The organism is Kosakonia sp. YIM B13571, assembly GCF_042788095.1.
Lineage (GTDB): Bacteria > Pseudomonadota > Gammaproteobacteria > Enterobacterales > Enterobacteriaceae > Kosakonia > Kosakonia quasisacchari.
In genome coordinates this window covers 1,022,053-1,041,276 of record NZ_JBHZPL010000001.1, presented here as the reverse complement: position 1 = coordinate 1,041,276, position 19,224 = coordinate 1,022,053, and the positions used below count along the sequence as shown (strand labels likewise).

At 54.6% G+C, this 19,224-nt stretch carries 14 protein-coding genes; 10 read left to right on the top strand and 4 right to left on the bottom strand.

Annotated elements, in window-relative coordinates:
* Window positions 1-36: 36 nt before the first annotated feature.
* From ACFX4O_RS05010 to queF, 3 genes are all read right to left on the bottom strand, one after another.
* A complete protein-coding gene (locus ACFX4O_RS05010) occupies window positions 37-1,326 on the bottom strand; it encodes an HAAAP family serine/threonine permease (RefSeq protein ID WP_131409822.1) in 1,290 nt (429 codons plus the stop codon).
* Window positions 1,327-1,777: 451 nt separating this feature from the next.
* Window positions 1,778-3,142, bottom strand: a complete 1,365-nt coding sequence (gene ppnN / locus ACFX4O_RS05005) for a nucleotide 5'-monophosphate nucleosidase PpnN (RefSeq protein WP_380207599.1) — start codon at window positions 3,140-3,142, stop codon at window positions 1,778-1,780.
* A 117-nt stretch (window positions 3,143-3,259) separates the two neighbouring features.
* A complete protein-coding gene (gene queF, locus ACFX4O_RS05000) occupies window positions 3,260-4,105 on the bottom strand; it encodes an NADPH-dependent 7-cyano-7-deazaguanine reductase QueF (protein WP_380207598.1) in 846 nt (281 codons plus the stop codon).
* A gap of 69 nt (window positions 4,106-4,174) precedes the next feature.
* Between queF and syd the strand changes: the two genes are divergently transcribed.
* The 8 genes from syd (at window position 4,175) to ACFX4O_RS04960 (ending at window position 12,591) form a co-directional block, all read left to right on the top strand.
* Window positions 4,175-4,720 carry a SecY-interacting protein gene (gene syd / locus ACFX4O_RS04995; protein WP_380207597.1) on the top strand — a complete coding sequence of 182 codons (546 nt, stop codon included), beginning with the start codon at window positions 4,175-4,177 and terminating at the stop codon, window positions 4,718-4,720.
* Between the two features lie 631 nt (window positions 4,721-5,351).
* A complete protein-coding gene (locus tag ACFX4O_RS04990) occupies window positions 5,352-5,681 on the top strand; it encodes a YqcC family protein (RefSeq protein WP_131409830.1) in 330 nt (109 codons plus the stop codon).
* Complete coding sequence (gene truC / locus ACFX4O_RS04985) at window positions 5,681-6,475, top strand: tRNA pseudouridine(65) synthase TruC (RefSeq protein ID WP_380207596.1); 795 nt, start codon at window positions 5,681-5,683, stop codon at window positions 6,473-6,475. Before ACFX4O_RS04990 ends, truC begins: the two co-directional genes overlap by 1 nt.
* Before the next feature lie 5 nt (window positions 6,476-6,480).
* Window positions 6,481-6,930, top strand: a complete 450-nt coding sequence (locus ACFX4O_RS04980) for a flavodoxin (protein WP_380207595.1) — start codon at window positions 6,481-6,483, stop codon at window positions 6,928-6,930.
* Window positions 6,931-7,308: 378 nt separating this feature from the next.
* On the top strand, window positions 7,309-8,664 hold the full coding sequence (locus tag ACFX4O_RS04975; protein ID WP_131409836.1) for an MFS transporter: 1,356 nt from the start codon (window positions 7,309-7,311) through the stop codon (window positions 8,662-8,664).
* A complete protein-coding gene (locus tag ACFX4O_RS04970; protein ID WP_380207637.1) occupies window positions 8,664-10,004 on the top strand; it encodes an enolase C-terminal domain-like protein in 1,341 nt (446 codons plus the stop codon). The genes ACFX4O_RS04975 and ACFX4O_RS04970 overlap by 1 nt, the downstream gene beginning before the upstream one ends.
* A 19-nt stretch (window positions 10,005-10,023) precedes the next feature.
* Window positions 10,024-11,364, top strand: a complete 1,341-nt coding sequence (gene gudD, locus ACFX4O_RS04965) for a glucarate dehydratase (protein ID WP_380207594.1) — start codon at window positions 10,024-10,026, stop codon at window positions 11,362-11,364.
* Between the two features lie 87 nt (window positions 11,365-11,451).
* Window positions 11,452-12,591, top strand: a complete 1,140-nt coding sequence (locus ACFX4O_RS04960) for a glycerate kinase (RefSeq protein WP_131409840.1) — start codon at window positions 11,452-11,454, stop codon at window positions 12,589-12,591.
* A gap of 159 nt (window positions 12,592-12,750) precedes the next feature.
* Here the strand turns inward: ACFX4O_RS04960 and barA are convergent, their stop codons facing one another.
* Window positions 12,751-15,519 (bottom strand): two-component sensor histidine kinase BarA, encoded by a 2,769-nt coding sequence (gene barA, locus ACFX4O_RS04955; protein ID WP_380207593.1) that lies wholly within the window; start codon window positions 15,517-15,519, stop codon window positions 12,751-12,753.
* 57 nt (window positions 15,520-15,576) lie between these two features.
* Here barA and rlmD point away from each other — a divergent pair, with 57 nt between their 5' ends.
* On the top strand, window positions 15,577-16,878 hold the full coding sequence (gene rlmD / locus ACFX4O_RS04950) for a 23S rRNA (uracil(1939)-C(5))-methyltransferase RlmD (protein WP_380207592.1): 1,302 nt from the start codon (window positions 15,577-15,579) through the stop codon (window positions 16,876-16,878).
* Between the two features lie 52 nt (window positions 16,879-16,930).
* On the top strand, window positions 16,931-19,168 hold the full coding sequence (relA, locus tag ACFX4O_RS04945; RefSeq protein ID WP_131409846.1) for a GTP diphosphokinase: 2,238 nt from the start codon (window positions 16,931-16,933) through the stop codon (window positions 19,166-19,168).
* The last annotated feature ends 56 nt before the right edge of the window (window positions 19,169-19,224 follow it).

Here is a 19,224-nt window from a genome sequence, read left to right as displayed (position 1 = left end):
GAGTCGCACCGCCCGTGGAGAGCGGCACGAAAGAGATTAGCTGAACAGAGAGAAGAAGATCGCGGAGATAGCGATAAGGCCCATGATAACAATGAAGATGTTACTGATTTTGCCGCTGTATTTACGCATTGCCGGTACTTTGGCGATGGCGTACATCGGCATCAGGAACAGGATCATCGCAATAATCGGGCCGCCCATCGTTTCGATCATCCCCAGGATGCTCGGGTTCCAGGTCGCGACTGCCCAGGTGGTCAGCAGCATAAACAGTGCGGTAATGCGGTTCAGCTTGTTGATTTCGATGCTCTTGCCTTTGCCACGCAGAGACTTGATGACCATACCGTTGAAACCTTCACGCGCGCCAAGGTAGTGGCCGAGGAAAGATTTGGTGATGGCGATCATCGCGATGATCGGCGCCATCCAGGCGATGACCGGTGCGTTAAAGTGGTTTGCCAGGTAAGAGAGAATTGAGATGTTCTGCTCTTTTGCCGACGCCAGGTCAGCCGGAGCAAGGCTCAGCACACAGCTGAACACGAAGAACATCACCGTCAGCACCATCATGATATGTGCGAACGCCAGGATGCGGGAACATTTGCTTTCTGCTTCGTCGCCGTACTCTTCACGTTTTGCAACAGCAAAAGAGGAGATGATCGGCGAGTGGTTAAAGGAGAACACCATCACCGGAATGGCCAGCCACAGGGTCATCCACAGGCCATTACCCGTCGGAGAAGTGCTATTGAAAGACAGGGTGTCGAGTACTGCGCCGTTCCACTGCGGGATCAGGTAAACCGCCAGCAGCATCAGAGCGATAACAAACGGGAATACCAGAATACTCATCGCTTTTACGATCATCTGCTCGCCAAAACGCACGATAGTCATCATGCCGACAATCAAGATCAGCGACAGAATGGCGCGCGGCGGCGGCGTCATACCCAGTTGGTGGGTCATAAAGCTGTCGACGGTGTTGGTGATTGCCACGCTGTACACCAGCAGGATCGGGTAGATAGCGAAGAAGTAGAGCAGGGTAATCAGTTTACCTGCGCCGATACCAAAGTGCTCTTCGACCACTTCGGTGATGTCTTCACCTGGGTTTTTACCGGACAGCACAAAGCGAGTCAGGCCGCGGTGTGCGAAGTACGTCATTGGGAAAGCGAGGATGGCCATGATGATCAGCGGGATTAAACCGCCAACACCGGCGTTAATTGGCAGGAACAGTACACCAGCGCCGATGGCAGTACCGTACAGGCCCAGCATCCACATGGTATCCGTTTTGCGCCATGAACTTCGTGTAGCCGATGTGGCCAGAGTACTGGTTTGAGTGGTTTCCATTTATAAATCTCCTGGGAAAAGCAAAATGCTGGCATGACGGGCGAATGCAATGCCTGGCAGGCTGGCGGTAATATTAAATTCGGTCAATCACGGTTTTTTTATAATTTCTTTCCGTAATTATTTGCGGCGGAAAGATACATTTATGTTATGACTCTATCAGTGATCGGGATCGCAATTGCAATAAATCACTTTTTATGTGGATATATTTAGACCATCTCTCTGCTTAATGATCGAGAGATGAAATTTATGCGCGCGAAGGCTACCACCAGCAAGATTTGCGATCAAACGCACACCGTTGAAAGACGATAAATGCCCTGTAAAAAACCGCTATCGCAGTGATTTATCGACGTTTAAGGGCAACTGTAACGTATGATTATCCTGGCGATATCGATGGGATTTATGTGGGGAAAAATCTGAGGTATAAGGGCGACTTATGGGTCGCCCCTGAAGATCAGGCGCAAATTTCGTAGCAAGGAATGTACGTGCTGCCTGGCAGTTTCATTCGATGCTGGGCGACAAAGCCCTGCAGCAGGTCATCCATACGGCGCATCATGTTGCTATCACCATGAATTTTATACGGGCCGAACTCCTCGATCGCTCGAATACCATGCTCTTTCACGTTACCCGCCACGATGCCCGAGAACGCCCGGCGCAAATCCGCCGCTAACGTTTCTACCGGTTGATCCGGATAAAGTTTCAGGTTAGCCATATTTTCATGCGTCGGTTCGAATGGCACTTGCAGATCCGGTGCGATGCGAATAGACCAGTTAAAACTATATGCATCCCCGGTATCACGGCGGTTTTCTTTTACCCGTGGCATCGCTTTTTTCATCTGACGCGCCACTTCAGCCGCATCATTGATGATGATGGTGTAGTGGCTACGTGCAGCTTCACCTAGCGTGTTGACGATAAACTCGTCCAACACGCGGAAATAATCCGCGCTCTCTTTTGGTCCGGTCAGAATCAGCGGCAATACCTGGTTTTTGTTAGCCGGGTTCATCAAAATCCCCAGCAGATACAACAACTCTTCTGCCGTGCCTACGCCGCCAGGGAAGATAATGATCCCGTGTGCGATGCGGACAAAGGCTTCCAGACGTTTTTCAATATCCGGCATGATGATCAATTCGTTGACCAGCGGATTTGGCGGTTCGGCGGCAATGATTGACGGCTCGGTCATACCGATAAAACGGCCTTCTTTATAGCGTTGCTGAGCGTGGCCGACCGCGGCACCTTTCATGGGGGCTTCCATAGCACCTGGGCCGCAACCCGTGCAGATGTTCAGCTCACGCAAGCCAAGCTGAGTTCCTACGCGGCGAGCATAAAGGTACTCGGTTTCGTTAATTGAGTGACCGCCCCAGCAGACCACCATGCTTGGCGCTTCGCCGACATGCAGCGCACGGGCGTTACGCAAAATAGAAAAGACCAGGTTAGTGATATGAATAGAGCTTTCCAGATTTAAATGCTGGACGCGCCCGGCGTTATGAATTTGCCCATTGACGAAGAGAATATCGCGCAGGACAGCAAACAGGTTGGCCTGCAGCGAGCGAATAATGCGCCCGTCGACAAAGGCCTCTTCCGGTGGGTTTATCAACTCCAGTTTAACGCCGCGTTCACGGCGTAACACGTTGATATCAAAACTTTCGTTACGAGAGAGCAGCTCTTTGCTGCTGTCGGTCTGGCTCCCTGAGTTCAGTACAGCGAGCGAGCAGTTGCGAAACAGTTGATACAGGTCGCTGCTGGCCGTGCGTTTAAGCATATCGACTTCCAGTTGCGACAGCATATCCATTGAGCCAAGCGGGCTAATATGTGTAATCAAGTGAACTCCTTACGGGACGAAAATTTTATCTTTCCCGTGATTACAATAGCCCTGGCTTATGACGTTTAACAACCTGCCGCGTGGGATCTTCCACGCAGAGTAGTAAAATGTTGTGTTTTATTGGCGCACTAATCGCCCGGTAGCCGGAACAAAGTCGGTATTGGTGCGCCATGGGTTGATATCCAGCCCGCCGCGTCGGGTATAGCGCGCGTACACGCTCAGTTTCTCCGGTTGGCAGAAGCGTTGAATGTCCGTGAAAATGCGTTCGACACATTGTTCATGAAATTCATTGTGATGGCGGAAAGAGACCAGGTAGCGCAGCAATTTTTCGCGATCGATTTTCGCGCCGCGATACTGGATTTGTACCGAGCCCCAATCCGGCTGGTGGGTGATCAGGCAGTTCGATTTTAATAAATGGCTGACCAGCGTCTCTTCGACAATTTTACCGCTAGCGGCATCGGTTAGCAGAGCGGCGTCAAAGTCGTAGCTTTCGATCGCGATATCCTGGCCGTCGATGCAGGTGCCGTGAAAATGGGCGACAGGCTGCCCTTCCAGCTCATCAATGCGGTACAGCACCACGCTGACATGACCCTGGGCGCAGGCGCTCAAATCGCGCTGTAAAGTGTCATGCACCTCTTGCCAACTGGCAAAACGAGTCTGGTTAAAACTGTTGAGATAGAGCTTAAAGCTTTTTGATTCCACCAGATTGATGCTGGCGTGATCCAGCTCAACGTGGCCAACCGCCACCTGCGGCAAACCTTTCGCGTTAAGCCAGGAGAGTTCATACAACGTCCAGATATCCGCGCCGCGAAAAGGCAGACTCTCGGCTTTTAAGCCTAACGGATCGCGGTTTAACGAACGGGGAACGCCCTGTAATAAGCTGGCGTCGTAGGTGTCGCGGTAATCGGTGGTTTTGCCAAGTGTCAGGCCAGCCAGCGCCTGGTGGTTATCATAAGAGGACATGTTTCATCGCCATTTTGCAGGTAAACTATGACGCAGAGTTTATCCTGGCTTATGTGAAGAGAGAAATCGGTGGAAAAAGAGACGGCGCATGCCCTGAAAGCCTTTACGGAACGGTATTGTAATGCGTGGCACGAACAGCGAGATAGCTGGCCGCAAAGCGAAGAACTTTACGGTATTCCCTCACCGTGCATTATTTCTTCCACCGACAAGTACGTTATCTGGCAGCCAAAACCGTTCGTGCCAGAACGAAATGTAAACCCAATTGAACAGGCCATGGAAATTGTGGTACAAACGCCGCTCCATACCTTTTACACCACACAATTTGCCGGTGATATGGCTGCGCGTTTTGGCGAACTGACGCTGACGCTGCTGCAAACGTGGAGTGAGGATGACTTCGTGCGTATGCAGGAAAATCTGATTGGTCACCTGGTTACGCAGAAAAGACTGAAGTTATCACCTACACTTTTTATTGCTACGCTCGACAGCGAACTGGATGTGATTTCGCTGTGTAACCTGAGCGGCGAAGTGGTGAAAGAGACGCTGGGTACGCGCCAGCGCACCGTTCTTGCCCCAAGCCTGGCGGCATTTCTCGACCAACTCGAACCCGTTGTGTAATCCTCTATACTACTCATCTTGTGAGAGATCTCTTACGCGACCTGTAAGAGATCGCCAGGTCTTTTCCCATACATCTGATGCGGTTTCTCATTCATAATGATTCTAAATCATGAGGTTAATCTAAAACCTTTGCTATTTTAGGGCTTCATTCAAAGGTGAATTTGCGTTAAGTATTCTTGTAAGACGCGGCAGAATCAGTAATTCTATCTGAGTCGACACGGAGTCTGACAACGAAGCGTACATCAGGATGATGTTGTTTCGAGGACTCACCAGGACGGTGCTGCAAGGATAGGCTTCAGGACGAAGCAAGGGGACATCGCTGGAATGCGTTAACGGACACCTCCAGGACGGAGAATGAGAGCCGGTAAGGATACCTGGCAGATCAGGAAGATCCAGGACACGCTTTACGGATGAGGCCAGGTCACATCGGGGTGGTGTGAGCAAGATGCGCTGTTTAAGGATGAACGGGTCAGGAGACCGCAGGAAAAGTTTTCAAGGATGAGCAGGGAGCACACGAGTAGCGGGACTGCTGCGAAACGAACCGGGAGCACTGTTTTTACAGTGCTCCCTTTTTTTATTTGTTCCGCTCTTTGGTATGCTGCGCGCCAGTCTGATTATTCCGGGGGTTTACATGACTCAACATCAACGCGTGCGTGAGCAACTTCATCTTCTCGAAGCGCAACTGCGCGAGCACAATCTGTGGCAAACCCACGCACCCGCAGCAAGCGCCTTCGAAAGCACACAGCCTTTTTGTATGGACACCCTGGAGCCATTCGAATGGCTGCAATGGGTGCTCATTCCTCGCATGCATGCTTTGCTGGATGGCCAGCAGCCGTTGCCGCAGGCATTCGCCGTTGCGCCGTACTATGAAATTGCCCTTGAGGCGACCCATCCCTCCCGTGAAGTGATGCTGGTGCATTTACAGCAGCTCGACGCGCTGTTCAGCGGCGAAGACGCCTAATGCTGGAAATTATTTACCAGGATGAGTGGCTGGTTGCGGTGAATAAACCTTCCGGCTGGCTGGTGCACCGTAGCTGGTTAGATCGCGATGAAAAAGTGGTGGTCATGCAAACCGTGCGTGACCAAATCGGCCAGCACGTTTTTACCGCGCATCGCCTCGACAGGCCCACTTCCGGCGTGTTGTTAATGGGCTTATCCAGCGAGGCCGGTCGCCGCTTATCGCAGCAATTTGAGCAACATCAGATTCAAAAGCGTTATCACGCCATTGTGCGTGGCTGGCTGATGGAAGAGGCGTTGCTTGATTATCCACTGGTCGAAGAGCTGGATAAAGTGGCCGATAAATTCGCCCGCGCCGATAAAGACGCGCAGCCTGCCGTAACGCACTATCGTGGCCTTGCTACGTGCGAAATGCCGGTGGCGACGAGCAAATTTCCCACCACGCGTTATGGCCTGGTCGAACTGGAGCCAAAAACGGGCCGCAAACATCAATTGCGTCGCCACTTGGCGCATTTGCGCCATCCGATTATTGGCGACAGTAAACATGGCGATTTGCGGCAAAATCGTAGCGCGGCGGAACACTTTGGTTGTAACCGCCTGATGCTGCATGCCAGCCAGTTAACGCTCACGCACCCGTTTACCGGCGAGCCGTTAACGATACGCGCCGGGCTGGATGAAACCTGGATGGGCGCGCTGTCGCACTTTGGCTGGCGCGGGCTTCTCCCTGAAAATGAAAGGGTTGAGTTATTGCCAGTGAGCCGCCAGGATGAGGGCAATCAGGAATCACGCAAGGAGTGATGAGCATGGCGAAGGTCGGAATTTTTGTGGGCACCATGTACGGCAATTCGCTGCTGGTGGCGGAAGAAGCGCAGGAGATTTTACAGGCGCAGGGCCACAAGGCGACGGTATTTGAAGATCCCGAAGCCAGCGACTGGGAAAACAACAAAGGTAATTACGCGCTGATAGTCACCTCCACGACTGGTCAGGGTGATTTACCGGAAAGCATTGCGCCGCTGTTCCATTATCTGCGCGACACCGTGGGTTATCAGCCCGATCTGCACTATGGCGTGATTGCCCTGGGCGATAGCACATACACCCATTTCTGCGGCGGGGGTAAGCAGTTCGATGCGCTGTTACAAGAGCAAGGCGCGCAGCGTATCGGCGAAATGTTGCTGATTGACGCCAGCGAAGACCCGGAACCCGAAACCATTTCTAATCCGTGGGTTGAACACTGGGCGACCCTGCTTAAATAGCCTTTTTTCCTCTCCGTAAGCGGAGAGGAAAACCCTCTTTTTGCCGCGTCAAGCGACGCATTTCACACTCTTTAATGCTGCCTCTCTTTTAACCGCCTTCGGTTACGTTCCTTTTCATTTCCGTGAAGTACTCCCCATCCGCCTGGGCTAATGCCTTAAAGGGAATAGCCGCGTCTTACGAATGTTGTGTTGTTGCACGGTGAGAGTTGAAAAGGGGCTTCATATACTTTTCTCGCCAGTTAAAAAAACGCGGCCCGCCGGATGTGGCAAACCCGGCAGGAGCGGCAAAAACACAATGACATCATCCTGTCTTCCCCTACAGGTTGCGCCGTACAGGATGAATGGACAAAAGAACATTTATGCTTCGGGAGTACAACCATGAGTACATTTAGCCAGGCGGCGAGCGGCGCTGAAAAGCGTACCAACGCCCGCTACTGGATAGTGGTGATGCTGTTTATCGTCACATCCTTCAACTATGGCGATCGCGCCACGCTGTCGATTGCCGGTTCGGAGATGTCCAAAGCGATAGGTTTGGATCCGGTCGGTATGGGGTATGTTTTCTCCGCGTTTTCCTGGGCTTATGTGATTGGCCAGATACCGGGCGGCTGGTTGCTTGACCGCTTCGGATCAAAACGCGTCTATTTCTGGTCTATTTTCACCTGGTCGCTGTTTACCTTGTTGCAAGGTTTTGTCGACATCTTTAGCGGCTTTGGCATCATCGTTGCGCTCTTCACCCTGCGCTTTATGGTCGGTTTGGCCGAATCACCTTCCTTCCCTGGTAATAGCCGCATCGTTGCGGCCTGGTTCCCGGCGCAGGAGAGGGGCACGGCGGTGGCGATTTTTAACTCCGCGCAATACTTCGCGACGGTGATATTCGCCCCGATCATGGGCTGGCTGACGCATGCAGTGGGCTGGTCACATGTGTTCTTCTTTATGGGCGGTCTCGGCATTTTCATCAGCTTCCTGTGGCAGAAAATGATCCACGAGCCGCACCAGCATCCTGGTGTGAACAAGAAAGAGCTGGAATACATTGCCGAAGGTGGCGCGCTGATCAACATGGATCAGGCGAAAAGTGCTCAGCATGTTCCGTTCTCAGAAAAATGGGCACAAATCAAGCAGATGCTGGGTTCGCGCATGATGATCGGCGTCTACCTCGGCCAGTACTGCATCAATGCTCTGACGTATTTCTTTATTACCTGGTTCCCGGTTTACCTGGTGCAAGCGCGCGGGATGTCGATTTTGAAAGCGGGATTTGTTGCTTCAATCCCAGCGATCTGCGGCTTTGTCGGTGGCGTGTTGGGCGGGATTATTTCCGACTGGTTAATGCGCCGCTACGGTTCACTGAATCTGGCGCGTAAAACGCCAATCGTGTTGGGGATGCTGCTCTCCATGAGCATGGTGTTCTGCAACTACACAGACTCCGAAACGCTGATCATCGCCTTTATGGCGCTGGCCTTCTTCGGTAAAGGTATCGGTGCGCTGGGCTGGGCGGTGATGGCAGATACCGCGCCGAAAGAGATAAGCGGCCTGAGCGGCGGCCTGTTCAACATGTTCGGCAACATCTCCGGCATCGTAACGCCAATTGCCATTGGCTACATTGTTGGCACGACTGGCTCGTTTAACGGCGCGCTGATTTATGTCGGTATCCATGCGCTGGTGGCGGTACTGAGTTACCTGGTTCTGGTGGGTGATATCAAGCGTATCGTACTGAAACCTGTGACAGGACGTGAATGATGAACACACAAGCAAGCCCCACCATCACAGAGATGAAAGTCATTCCCGTTGCCGGGCATGACAGCATGTTGATGAACATCGGCGGCGCGCATAACGCTTACTTCACCCGCAACATCGTGGTGCTCACCGACAACGCCGGTAATACTGGCGTCGGTGAAGCGCCGGGCGGCGAAGTGATTTACAAAACGCTGATCGATGCCACGCCGATGGTGGTCGGCCAGGAAGTCGCGCGGCTAAACAAAGTGGTGCAGCGCGTACACAAAGGCAACCAGGCAGCGGATTTCGATACTTTCGGCAAAGGTGCCTGGACCTTTGAACTGCGCGTAAACGCGGTGGCGGCGCTGGAAGCCGCCCTGCTGGATCTGTTAGGTAAAGCGCTGAATGTCCCGGTGTGCGAGCTGCTTGGCCCCGGCAAGCAGCGTGATGCCGTGACGGTGCTGGGTTATCTGTTTTATGTTGGCGATCGCACCAAAACCGATCTGCCATACCTGGCGGCGACGCCTGGTAGCCACGAGTGGTATCACCTGCGTCATCAGGAAGCGATGAACAGCGATGCAGTCGTTCGTCTGGCAGAAGCGTCGCAGGATCGCTACGGCTTTAAAGATTTCAAACTCAAGGGCGGCGTACTGCCGGGTGAAAAAGAGATCGACACCGTGCGGGCGCTGAAGAAACGCTTCCCGGAGGCACGCATCACTGTCGATCCCAATGGAGCCTGGCTGCTCGACGAAGCCATCAGTCTGTGCAAAGGCCTCAATGACGTGCTGACCTACGCAGAAGATCCGTGCGGCGCGGAACAGGGTTTTTCCGGGCGTGAAGTGATGGCGGAGTTCCGCCGAGCGACCGGTTTGCCGGTGGCCACCAATATGATTGCCACCAACTGGCGTGAAATGGGCCATGCGGTGATGTTAAACGCGGTGGATATTCCGCTGGCGGACCCGCACTTCTGGACGCTTTCCGGCGCGGTACGCGTGGCGCAACTGTGCGACGACTGGGGATTAACCTGGGGTTGCCACTCTAACAACCATTTCGACATCTCGCTCGCGATGTTCACCCACGTTGGCGCTGCGGCGCCAGGAACGCCGACCGCCATCGATACGCACTGGATCTGGCAGGAGGGCGACGCACGTCTGACCAAACAACCGCTGGAGATCCGTCAAGGGAAAATTGCTGTGCCGGATGCGCCAGGCCTTGGCGTAGAGATCGACTGGACGCAAATCGAAAAAGCGCACGCGGCATACAAGAAGCTGCCCGGCGGCGCGCGCAATGACGCAGGCCCGATGCAGTATCTCATCCCTGGCTGGACGTTTGACAAAAAACGCCCCGTTTTTGGACGTCATTGATAGACCAAAAGGATTAAAAATGAGCACATACAGTTCGACTCCCGTTGTCTCCTCCATGCAAATCATCCCGGTTGCGGGCCACGACAGCATGCTGATGAACCTGAGCGGTGCGCACGCCCCGTTCTTCACCCGCAATATCGTGGTGATTAAAGACAACGCCGGCCATACCGGCGTCGGTGAAATCCCCGGCGGGGAGAAAATCCGTAAAACACTGGAAGACGCCATCCCACTGGTGGAGGGTAAGACGCTGGGTGAGTACAAAAATATCCTCAACACCGTGCGCAGCAACTTTGCCGACCGCGATGCCGGTGGCCGCGGCCTGCAAACCTTCGATCTGCGTACTACGATCCATGTGGTGACCGGCATTGAAGCGGCGATGCTTGACCTGCTCGGTCAGCACCTCGGCGTGAACGTCGCGTCCCTGCTTGGCGAAGGCCAACAGCGCAGCGAAGTGGAGATGCTCGGTTACTTGTTCTTCGTTGGCGACAGCAAAAAAACACCGTTGCCGTACCAGAGCCAGCCGGATGATAAATGCGACTGGTATCGCGTACGCCACGAAGAGGCAATGACGCCGGATCGCGTGGTACGCCTGGCGGAAGCGGCGTATGAGAAATACGGCTTTAACGATTTCAAACTAAAAGGCGGCGTGCTGGCGGGAATGGAAGAAGCTGAAGCGATTTCCGCGCTGGCAAAACGCTTCCCGCAGGCGCGCGTCACGCTCGATCCAAACGGTGCCTGGTCGCTGGAGGAAGCGATCAAAATCGGTAAGCACCTGAAAGGCGTACTGGCCTACGCAGAAGATCCGTGTGGCGCGGAACAGGGCTTCTCCGGTCGTGAAGTGATGGCGGAGTTCCGCCGCGCGACCGGCCTGCCGACCGCCACCAATATGATCGCCACCGACTGGCGTCAAATGGGCCATACGCTCTCATTACAATCAGTGGATATCCCGCTGGCGGATCCGCACTTCTGGACCATGCAGGGTTCGGTGCGTGTCGCGCAGATGTGCCACGAGTTCGGTCTGACCTGGGGTTCGCACTCAAATAACCACTTTGATATTTCGCTGGCGATGTTTACCCATGTCGCCGCTGCCGCACCGGGTAATATCACCGCTATCGATACACATTGGATCTGGCAGGAGGGCAACCAACGCCTGACTAAACAGCCGTTCGAAATCAAAGGCGGGATGGTGCAGGTGCCGAACAAACCGGGTCTTGGCGTAGAGCTGGATATGGACCAGGTGATGAAAGCTAACGAGCTGTATCAAAAACACGGCCTCGGTGCGCGTGATGATGCAATGGGAATGCAATACCTGATCCCGGACTGGAAATTTGATAACAAACGTCCGTGCATGGTGCGTTGATGAAATTGCCAGTCCTTGCGGGGGCTGGCATTTCCTCATCTTTCCTGGGTGTATGCTTAAAGCGGTGAATATGCGTAAGGATGGCTTATGAAAATTGTGATCGCACCAGACTCTTATAAAGAAAGTTTAAGTGCGCTGGATGTGGCGACCGCGATTGAGAGCGGTTTTCGTGAAATTTTCCCGACGGCGGAATACGTTAAAATACCGGTGGCGGACGGTGGCGAAGGGACGGTTGAAGCCATGGTCGCCGCTACCAATGGGCGTATCGTTAAGGTCGCGGTAAAAGGCCCGCTCGGCGAGCAGGTTGAAGGGTTCTATGGGATTTCTGGCGACGAGCAATCCGCTTTTATCGAAATGGCCGCCGCCAGCGGACTGGAAATGGTGCCACCCGCTAAACGCGATCCGCTCATCACCACTTCGTGGGGCACCGGCGAGTTGATTCGCCATGCGCTGGACGCGGGCGTAAAACATATCATCATTGGCATTGGCGGCAGTGCAACCAATGACGGTGGGGCAGGCATGGTGCAGGCTCTGGGTGCAAAGCTACTGGATGAGAAAGGCCAGCAGATTGCCCTTGGCGGCGCGGCGCTGGAAACGCTGGCGCGTATTGATACTGCGCACCTGGATAAACGCCTTGCTGAGTGCCGTATCGAAGTGGCATGTGACGTGACCAATCCACTGACCGGAAAAGAGGGCGCTTCGGCGGTGTTTGGCCCGCAGAAAGGGGCGACGCCGGAAATGATCGACAGGCTCGATAAAGCGCTCGGACATTATGCGCGGCTTATTGCCCGCGACCTGGATTTGGACGTGCTGCACCTGGCGGGCGGCGGTGCGGCAGGTGGGATGGGCGCGGCGCTGTATGCGTTTTGCGGCGCAGAACTGCGCCAGGGAATAGAGATCGTCACCGATGCGCTGGCGCTGGATGAGTACGTGATTGGCGCAGACCTGGTGATTACTGGCGAAGGGCGTATTGATAGCCAGACGGTGCACGGCAAAGTGCCGGTCGGCGTAGCGAAAGTGGCGAAGCGACATAATATTCCAGTGATCGGCATTGCCGGCAGCCTGACCGCCGATGTTGGCGTGGTATACGATCACGGTATCGATGCGGTGTTCAGTGTGATCTACAAAGTCTGCTCGCTGGAAGACGCGCTGGAAAACGCCGGAGAAAATGTCCGCATGACCGCGCGCAACGTGGCGGCGGTGCTGAAAGCTGGGCAAAAACTGTAACCGCAAACCGCCCGGTGGCATGCACGCTTACCGGGCTTATATCAACGTCTTCTCACTGGCTTCGCGCTGGTTTGAGTTGATAATCAACGTGTTGGCCATCAAATAGTGGATAACCAATGTGTTGATAATCTAAACACCCACCGACAGTCATGCGCCTGGCTACCCCAGCAATTTATGGGCTTCGCGCGTGACGTTATCCATCTCATCGAGCAGTTCCAGGAACTCCGGCTCCAGCTCTTCGGCCGCAACGCCACTGCGTAACTGCTGCTCAATCAACTGGCAGAGGTTTTTCAGCCGCGGTACGCCGCTATAACCGCAACTGCCGTGCAACTTATGGATCCCTTCAGAAAGCCCTTGTGGTGCTTCGCCAACCAACTGTTCTTCCACCATATTGCGGATCTCCGGCAGAAACTCGACCAGCATATGCAGCATTTCGCGCGCCAGATCCGTTTTCCCGGCCGCCTGGCGCAGCGCCAGTTGCCAGTCGAGCGTGGTGTCGGCGTCAACCACGATGTTCGCGGGTGTCGCCGCCTGTTCCGGCGGTATCAGCCAACTGCCGATATTTTGGCCGGGTTTATAGCGCCGCAGCAGGCTGCGCAACTTATCCTCTTCGATAGGCTTCGCCAGATAATCGTTCATCCCGGCGCTGAGCAGTTTCTCTTTTTGCCCGGCCATCGCGTGAGCAGTAACGGCAATTACTGGCGTTTGCTGCTGGTGCGGTAACTGGCGAATCAGCTCGCAGGCGCGAATGCCATCCATGTCCGGCATCTGAATATCCATCAGGATCAGATCGAACTGTAGTTGTCGGGCTCGCTCGATGGCCTGTATACCGCTTTCGCACAGCTCGACATGTTGCACCTGATCTTCCAGCAGTGCGCCGATGAGCTTCAGGTTGGCCGGGTTATCGTCCACCGCCATGACCGTCATCGGCAGTTTTGTTTCACCCACTGGCTGAGTCTGCGTGATGCGAGTCGCACGGCAATATTCCGTGAGTGCGGGCAGCAGACGGGTCGTGGTCAGCGGTTTTAGCAGGCAGGCCGCCGCGCCGTCTTGTTTCAACTCTTCGGCGTTCACTTGAGCGTGACAGGGCAGCGCTAACAGCAGGTAGTCGGTCATTGCGGCGGCCCGCGCGAGGCGGTCGTGCTGCATGTTGAGCGGCTCACGCACCGTCACCGGAATAGCCATCAGCAGAATGTCGTAATGCGCCTGTGGCAGCGCCGAGAACGACGGGCTGTAAATGACCTCCAGCGGTGTTTCGTGCAACACGTCCAGCGTACTTTGTGCGGCAGTCGCATTGGGCTCGACATAGGCAAGGCGTTTGCCCGCCAGGCAGCCAGTGGCGGGCACTTCGCTGATAGCGTTTGGATTGAGATCGAGATTAATGTGGAACCAGAAGGTGGAGCCGCGATTTGGCTGGCTATGGAAGGAGATATCGCCGCCCATTTCATTGACCAGCCTTTGAGTGATCACCAGCCCCAACCCGGTACCGCCGTGGCGGCGAGAGATACTGGCGTCGGCCTGGCGAAATGCCTGGAACAGCCGCGACTGATCGCGCTCGGGGATGCCGATGCCCGTATCGCGGATCTGCATCTCAACTTGCACTTTATTGTTACTGATGGCGCGCTTCTCAACCACAATGTCGATATTGCCATGTTCGGTAAACTTGATGGCGTTACCGACGAGATTGGTGATCACCTGTTGCAGACGCAGCGGGTCGCCAATCACGTTATCCGGCACATCGTTTTTGATATTCAGCGTCAGCTCCAGACCTTTGTCGTGAGCCGAATGCGCCAGCAGGATAACCACTTCATCAAGCGTATTACGCAGCGGGAACGGAATGCTTTCCAGAATTAACTTGCCCGCCTCCAGCTTGGAGAAATCCAGCACGTCGTTAATGATTGCCAGCAGGTTATTTGCCGAACGTTCGATAGTCAGCAGGTGATCGCGTTGCGTGGGATTGAGCTCAGATTTCAGCGTCAGTCGGGTAAAGCCAATCACCCCGTTCAGCGGCGTGCGCAGCTCATGGGACATATTGGCGAGAAACTCAGATTTGATACGCGCCGCTTCCTGGGCGCGTTTTTTCGCCAGATCCAGCTCGACGTTCTGGATCTCCATCTGCTCCAGCGTTTCGCGCAGGTCGGAAGTGGACTGGTCAATATTGTGCTGCATCTCTTCATGGTAAGCCGCCAGCGACATTGCCATCGAGTTGATGCCGTTTTTCAGCATATCCAGCTCGCCGAGCATAAAGCCTTCGACGCGACTGTCGAGCTGCCCGCGACGAATACGGTCCACGGTGTTCACCATATTACGAATCGGGCTGGTTACATCGCGCATTAAGCGCCAGCCGAAAATCAGCGCAATGCCAATACAGAACAAAATCATCAGACTGGAGATAAAAATCTCTTTGTACTGCTGCAAACGTACCGATTTGAGATCCAGCTCCAGCGCCACATAACCGAGCATGTTGCCGGTGATTTTATCCGCCGGTAGCGCCGTGTTGGTTTGCGTATAGCCTTCAGAGAGGATTGGCGTGCGCAGCACCATCACATCGCCGCGCCGGGAGACGCTAAGCTTGCGCGGAAAAGGTTGCCCTTCCGCCAGCCGGAGATCGTCGCCATCAAGTTGAAAATTAGAGGAAACGAATACGTTATTCTGCCCATCGTAAATGGAAATTGCCCGCACAATATCGGAATGGCGGCGATGCAACACGCTCACCAGTTGGCCAATCGCGTCTTTGTCCTGCAACGTCATGCTGTATTCGCTGGAGACCGCCAGCGGCTCAATGATACTGGCACCGGCGTCTTCCAGTTGACGCTGCAAATCGTTATAGCGATGAACGACAAAGAAGATGCTGAGCAACACACCGATAAGCACGGTGGGCGCCAGAATCAGAATCATCATGCGTGCGCGCAAGCTGTAGTTGGTCATGGAGTTCCGTTATGGGAGAATTAGGCCATTAATCTGTAAATGAGATAAATCCCTGCAATGGCGCAATTCTACTCTGCAAAACGACGTGTGACGACTAGTCAGAAAGTAACCGTAACAGTAACTGACCTTGATCCCTTTGGGCAGGGGGTTGCGCGCCATCATGGGAAAGCGCTGTTCATCCCAGGGCTTTTACCCGGCGAAACGGCGGACATTGTGCTGAAAGAGGATAAGCGACAGTTTTCGCGCGGTGAGGTGAAACGCCGCCTTAATGATAGCGACGAGCGCGTTACGCCGCGGTGTCCGCATTTTGGCGTCTGCGGTGGTTGCCAGCAACAGCATGCCAGTGTTGCCCTGCAACAGCGCAGCAAAAGCGCGGCGCTGGCGCGTTTGATGAAGCAGGATGTTGATGAAGTGATCGCCAGCGAACCCTGGGGGTATCGCCGCCGCGCGCGGCTCAGCCTGAGCTGGCAGCCCAAAGGCCAATGCCTGGAGATGGGGTTTCGCAAAGCGGGCGGCAGCGACATTATTAATGTCACGCGTTGCCCGGTGTTGGTGCCCCGTCTTGAGGCATTACTTGCGCCGCTACATGAATGTCTGAGTGGGTTACAGGGCGTGCGTCAGCTTGGACATGTTGAGTTGGTGGAAGCCGATAATGGCCCATTAATGGTTTTGCGTCATACCGCGGCATTAAGTGCAACAGACAGAGAAAAACTGGAACAGTTTTCGCATTCTCAGGAACTCTCTCTGTATCTCGCGCCACAAAGCGAGATACTAGAACAGGTTAGCGGAGAATCTCCCTGGTACAGCTCTGACGGGCTACGCTTAACGTTCAGCCCGCGGGATTTTATTCAGGTTAACGATGGTGTGAACCAGCAGATGGTGGCGCGCGCACTGGAGTGGCTTGATGTACAGCCCAGCGACCGGGTGCTGGATCTGTTCTGCGGCATGGGCAATTTCACACTACCGCTGGCAAAACGTGCGGCCAGCGTGGTCGGCGTGGAGGGCGTCGCCGAATTGGTGGCGAAAGCGCAGGATAACGCGCAACAGAATGGCTTGCAGAATGTGACATTCTTTCATGAAAATCTGGAGGAAGATGTCACGAAACAGCCCTGGGCGAGCCGTGGGTTTGACAAAATTTTACTCGACCCGGCACGTGCAGGCGCTGCCGGGGTGATGCAACATATTATAAAATTATCGCCGGGCAGAGTGGTGTACGTTTCCTGTAACCCCGCCACGCTTGCCCGCGACAGTGAAGCGCTATTGGATGCGGGTTACCAGATCCAGCGGCTGGCGATGCTGGACATGTTCCCGCACACTGGTCACCTGGAATCGATGGTGTTGTTTGTGAATCACAAATGATTAATTTCGGCTTGTCGAGTTCGACAGGCCCGGTCCCTGAAAGGAGAGGACAATGGTTGCGGTACGCAGTGCGCATTTGAACAAAGCGGGTGAATTCGATCCGGCCAAATGGATCGCGAGTCTGGGGATCACCAGTCAGCCGTCGTGTGAACGCTTAACCGAAACCTGGGCATATTGTCTGCGACAAACACAGGGACATCCGAACGCGGAATTACTGCTGTGGCGCGGCGTGGAGATGGTGGAAATCCTCTCCATGCTGAGCATGGATACCGACACGCTGCGCGCGGCGCTACTGTTCCCACTGGCGGATGCAGAAGTGGTCAGCGAAGAGGTGCTGCGCGAAAGCGTCGGCACGTCGGTCGTCAACCTGATTCATGGCGTGCGCGATATGGCGGCTATCCGCCAGTTGAAAGCCACCCATACGGATTCCGTCTCCTCCGAACAAGTCGATAACGTTCGTCGTATGCTGCTGGCGATGGTGGATGATTTTCGCTGCGTGGTTATCAAGCTGGCGGAGCGTATTGCCCACCTGCGTGAAGTGAAAGATGCGCCGGAAGATGAGCGCGTGCTGGCGGCGAAAGAGTGTACCAATATCTATGCGCCGCTGGCGAACCGGCTGGGCATCGGGCAGCTCAAATGGGAACTTGAAGATTATTGCTTCCGTTACCTGCACCCGGCGGAGTACAAACGCATCGCTAAGCTGCTGCACGAACGTCGCATCGATCGCGAACATTATATCGACGAATTTGTTGGCCATTTACGTTCGGAGATGAAAACCGAAGGGGTGAAGGCCGAAGTATATGGTCGCCCGAAACACATCTACAGCATCTGGCGCAAAATGCAGAAAAAGCATCTCGCCTTTGACGAGCTGTTTGATGTGCGCGCCGTGCGTATTGTCGCCGAGCGTTTGCAGGACTGTTACGCTGCGCTGGGGATCGTGCACACCCATTACCGCCATCTGCCGGATGAGTTTGATGACTACGTCGCAAACCCAAAGCCGAACGGTTACCAGTCTATCCATACAGTGGTGCTTGGACCAGGCGGGAAAACCGTTGAAATCCAGATTCGTACCCGCCAGATGCATGAAGATGCAGAGCTTGGCGTCGCCGCTCACTGGAAGTACAAAGAGGGTACCGCGACCGTTGGCAGCCCGCGTTCGGCGCACGAAGATCGCATCGCATGGCTGCGTAAACTGATCGCCTGGCAGGAAGAGATGGCCGATTCCGGCGAGATGCTCGACGAAGTTCGCAGCCAGGTGTTCGATGACCGCGTGTATGTCTTTACTCCGAAAGGCGATGTGGTGGACTTGCCCGCTGGCTCGACGCCGCTGGACTTTGCCTACCATATTCACAGCGATGTCGGACATCGTTGCATCGGCGCGAAGATTGGCGGACGCATCGTGCCGTTCACCTACCAGTTGCAGATGGGCGATCAGATCGAAATTATCACCCAGAAGCAACCGAACCCAAGCCGCGACTGGCTGAACCCGAACCTGGGTTATGTTACCACCAGCCGTGGACGCTCGAAGATCCACGCCTGGTTCCGTAAACAGGATCGTGACAAAAACATTCTTGCGGGGCGTCAGATCCTCGATGATGAACTGGCGCATCTTGGTATTAGCCTGAAAGAGGCGGAAAAATTCCTGCTGCCGCGCTACAACTTTAACGAGCTGGACGAGTTGCTGGCGGCGATTGGCGGCGGAGATATCCGTCTCAATCAAATGGTGAATTTCCTGCAATCGCAGTTCAACAAACCGAGCGCAGAGGAGCAGGACGCCGCCGCGCTGAAGCAGCTGCAACAGAAAACGTACACGCCGCAAAGCCGCAGCAAAGACAACGGCCGCGTCGTTGTCGAAGGCGTAGGTAATCTGATGCACCATATCGCGCGGTGCTGCCAGCCGATCCCGGGCGATGAAATCGTCGGTTTTATCACTCAGGGGCGTGGGATCTCTATTCACCGCGCCGATTGCGATCAGCTGGAAGAGCTGCGTAACGTGGCACCGGAACGTATCGTTGATGCTGTCTGGGGAGAAAGTTATTCGGCGGGTTACTCGCTGGTGGTGCGCGTTACCGCGAACGACCGTAGCGGTCTGTTGCGCGACATCACCACGATTCTCGCCAATGAGAAGGTGAACGTGCTCGGCGTCGCCAGTCGCAGCGACACCAAAGAACAACTGGCCACCATTGATATGAATATCGAAATCTACAACCTGCAAGTGCTGGGCCGCGTGCTTGGCAAACTCAACCAGGTGCCGGACGTTATCGACGCTCGCCGCCTGCACGGTAGCTGATTTTCTCTTCACTCGAGCCTCGCCTTTGTTGGGCGAGGCTCAACACTTATTATCAG

Coding starts and splice junctions, on each gene's coding strand:
- rlmD (WP_380207592.1), top strand. CDS start 15,577: ATGGCGCAATTCTACTCTGCAAAACGACGTGTGACGACTAGTCAGAAA.
- gudD (WP_380207594.1), top strand. CDS start 10,024: ATGAGCACATACAGTTCGACTCCCGTTGTCTCCTCCATGCAAATCATC.
- queF (WP_380207598.1), bottom strand. CDS start 4,105: ATGTCCTCTTATGATAACCACCAGGCGCTGGCTGGCCTGACACTTGGC.
- ACFX4O_RS05010 (WP_131409822.1), bottom strand. CDS start 1,326: ATGGAAACCACTCAAACCAGTACTCTGGCCACATCGGCTACACGAAGT.
- ACFX4O_RS04980 (WP_380207595.1), top strand. CDS start 6,481: ATGGCGAAGGTCGGAATTTTTGTGGGCACCATGTACGGCAATTCGCTG.
- truC (WP_380207596.1), top strand. CDS start 5,681: ATGCTGGAAATTATTTACCAGGATGAGTGGCTGGTTGCGGTGAATAAA.
- ACFX4O_RS04990 (WP_131409830.1), top strand. CDS start 5,352: ATGACTCAACATCAACGCGTGCGTGAGCAACTTCATCTTCTCGAAGCG.
- ACFX4O_RS04960 (WP_131409840.1), top strand. CDS start 11,452: ATGAAAATTGTGATCGCACCAGACTCTTATAAAGAAAGTTTAAGTGCG.
- ACFX4O_RS04970 (WP_380207637.1), top strand. CDS start 8,664: ATGAACACACAAGCAAGCCCCACCATCACAGAGATGAAAGTCATTCCC.
- relA (WP_131409846.1), top strand. CDS start 16,931: ATGGTTGCGGTACGCAGTGCGCATTTGAACAAAGCGGGTGAATTCGAT.
- barA (WP_380207593.1), bottom strand. CDS start 15,519: ATGACCAACTACAGCTTGCGCGCACGCATGATGATTCTGATTCTGGCG.
- ACFX4O_RS04975 (WP_131409836.1), top strand. CDS start 7,309: ATGAGTACATTTAGCCAGGCGGCGAGCGGCGCTGAAAAGCGTACCAAC.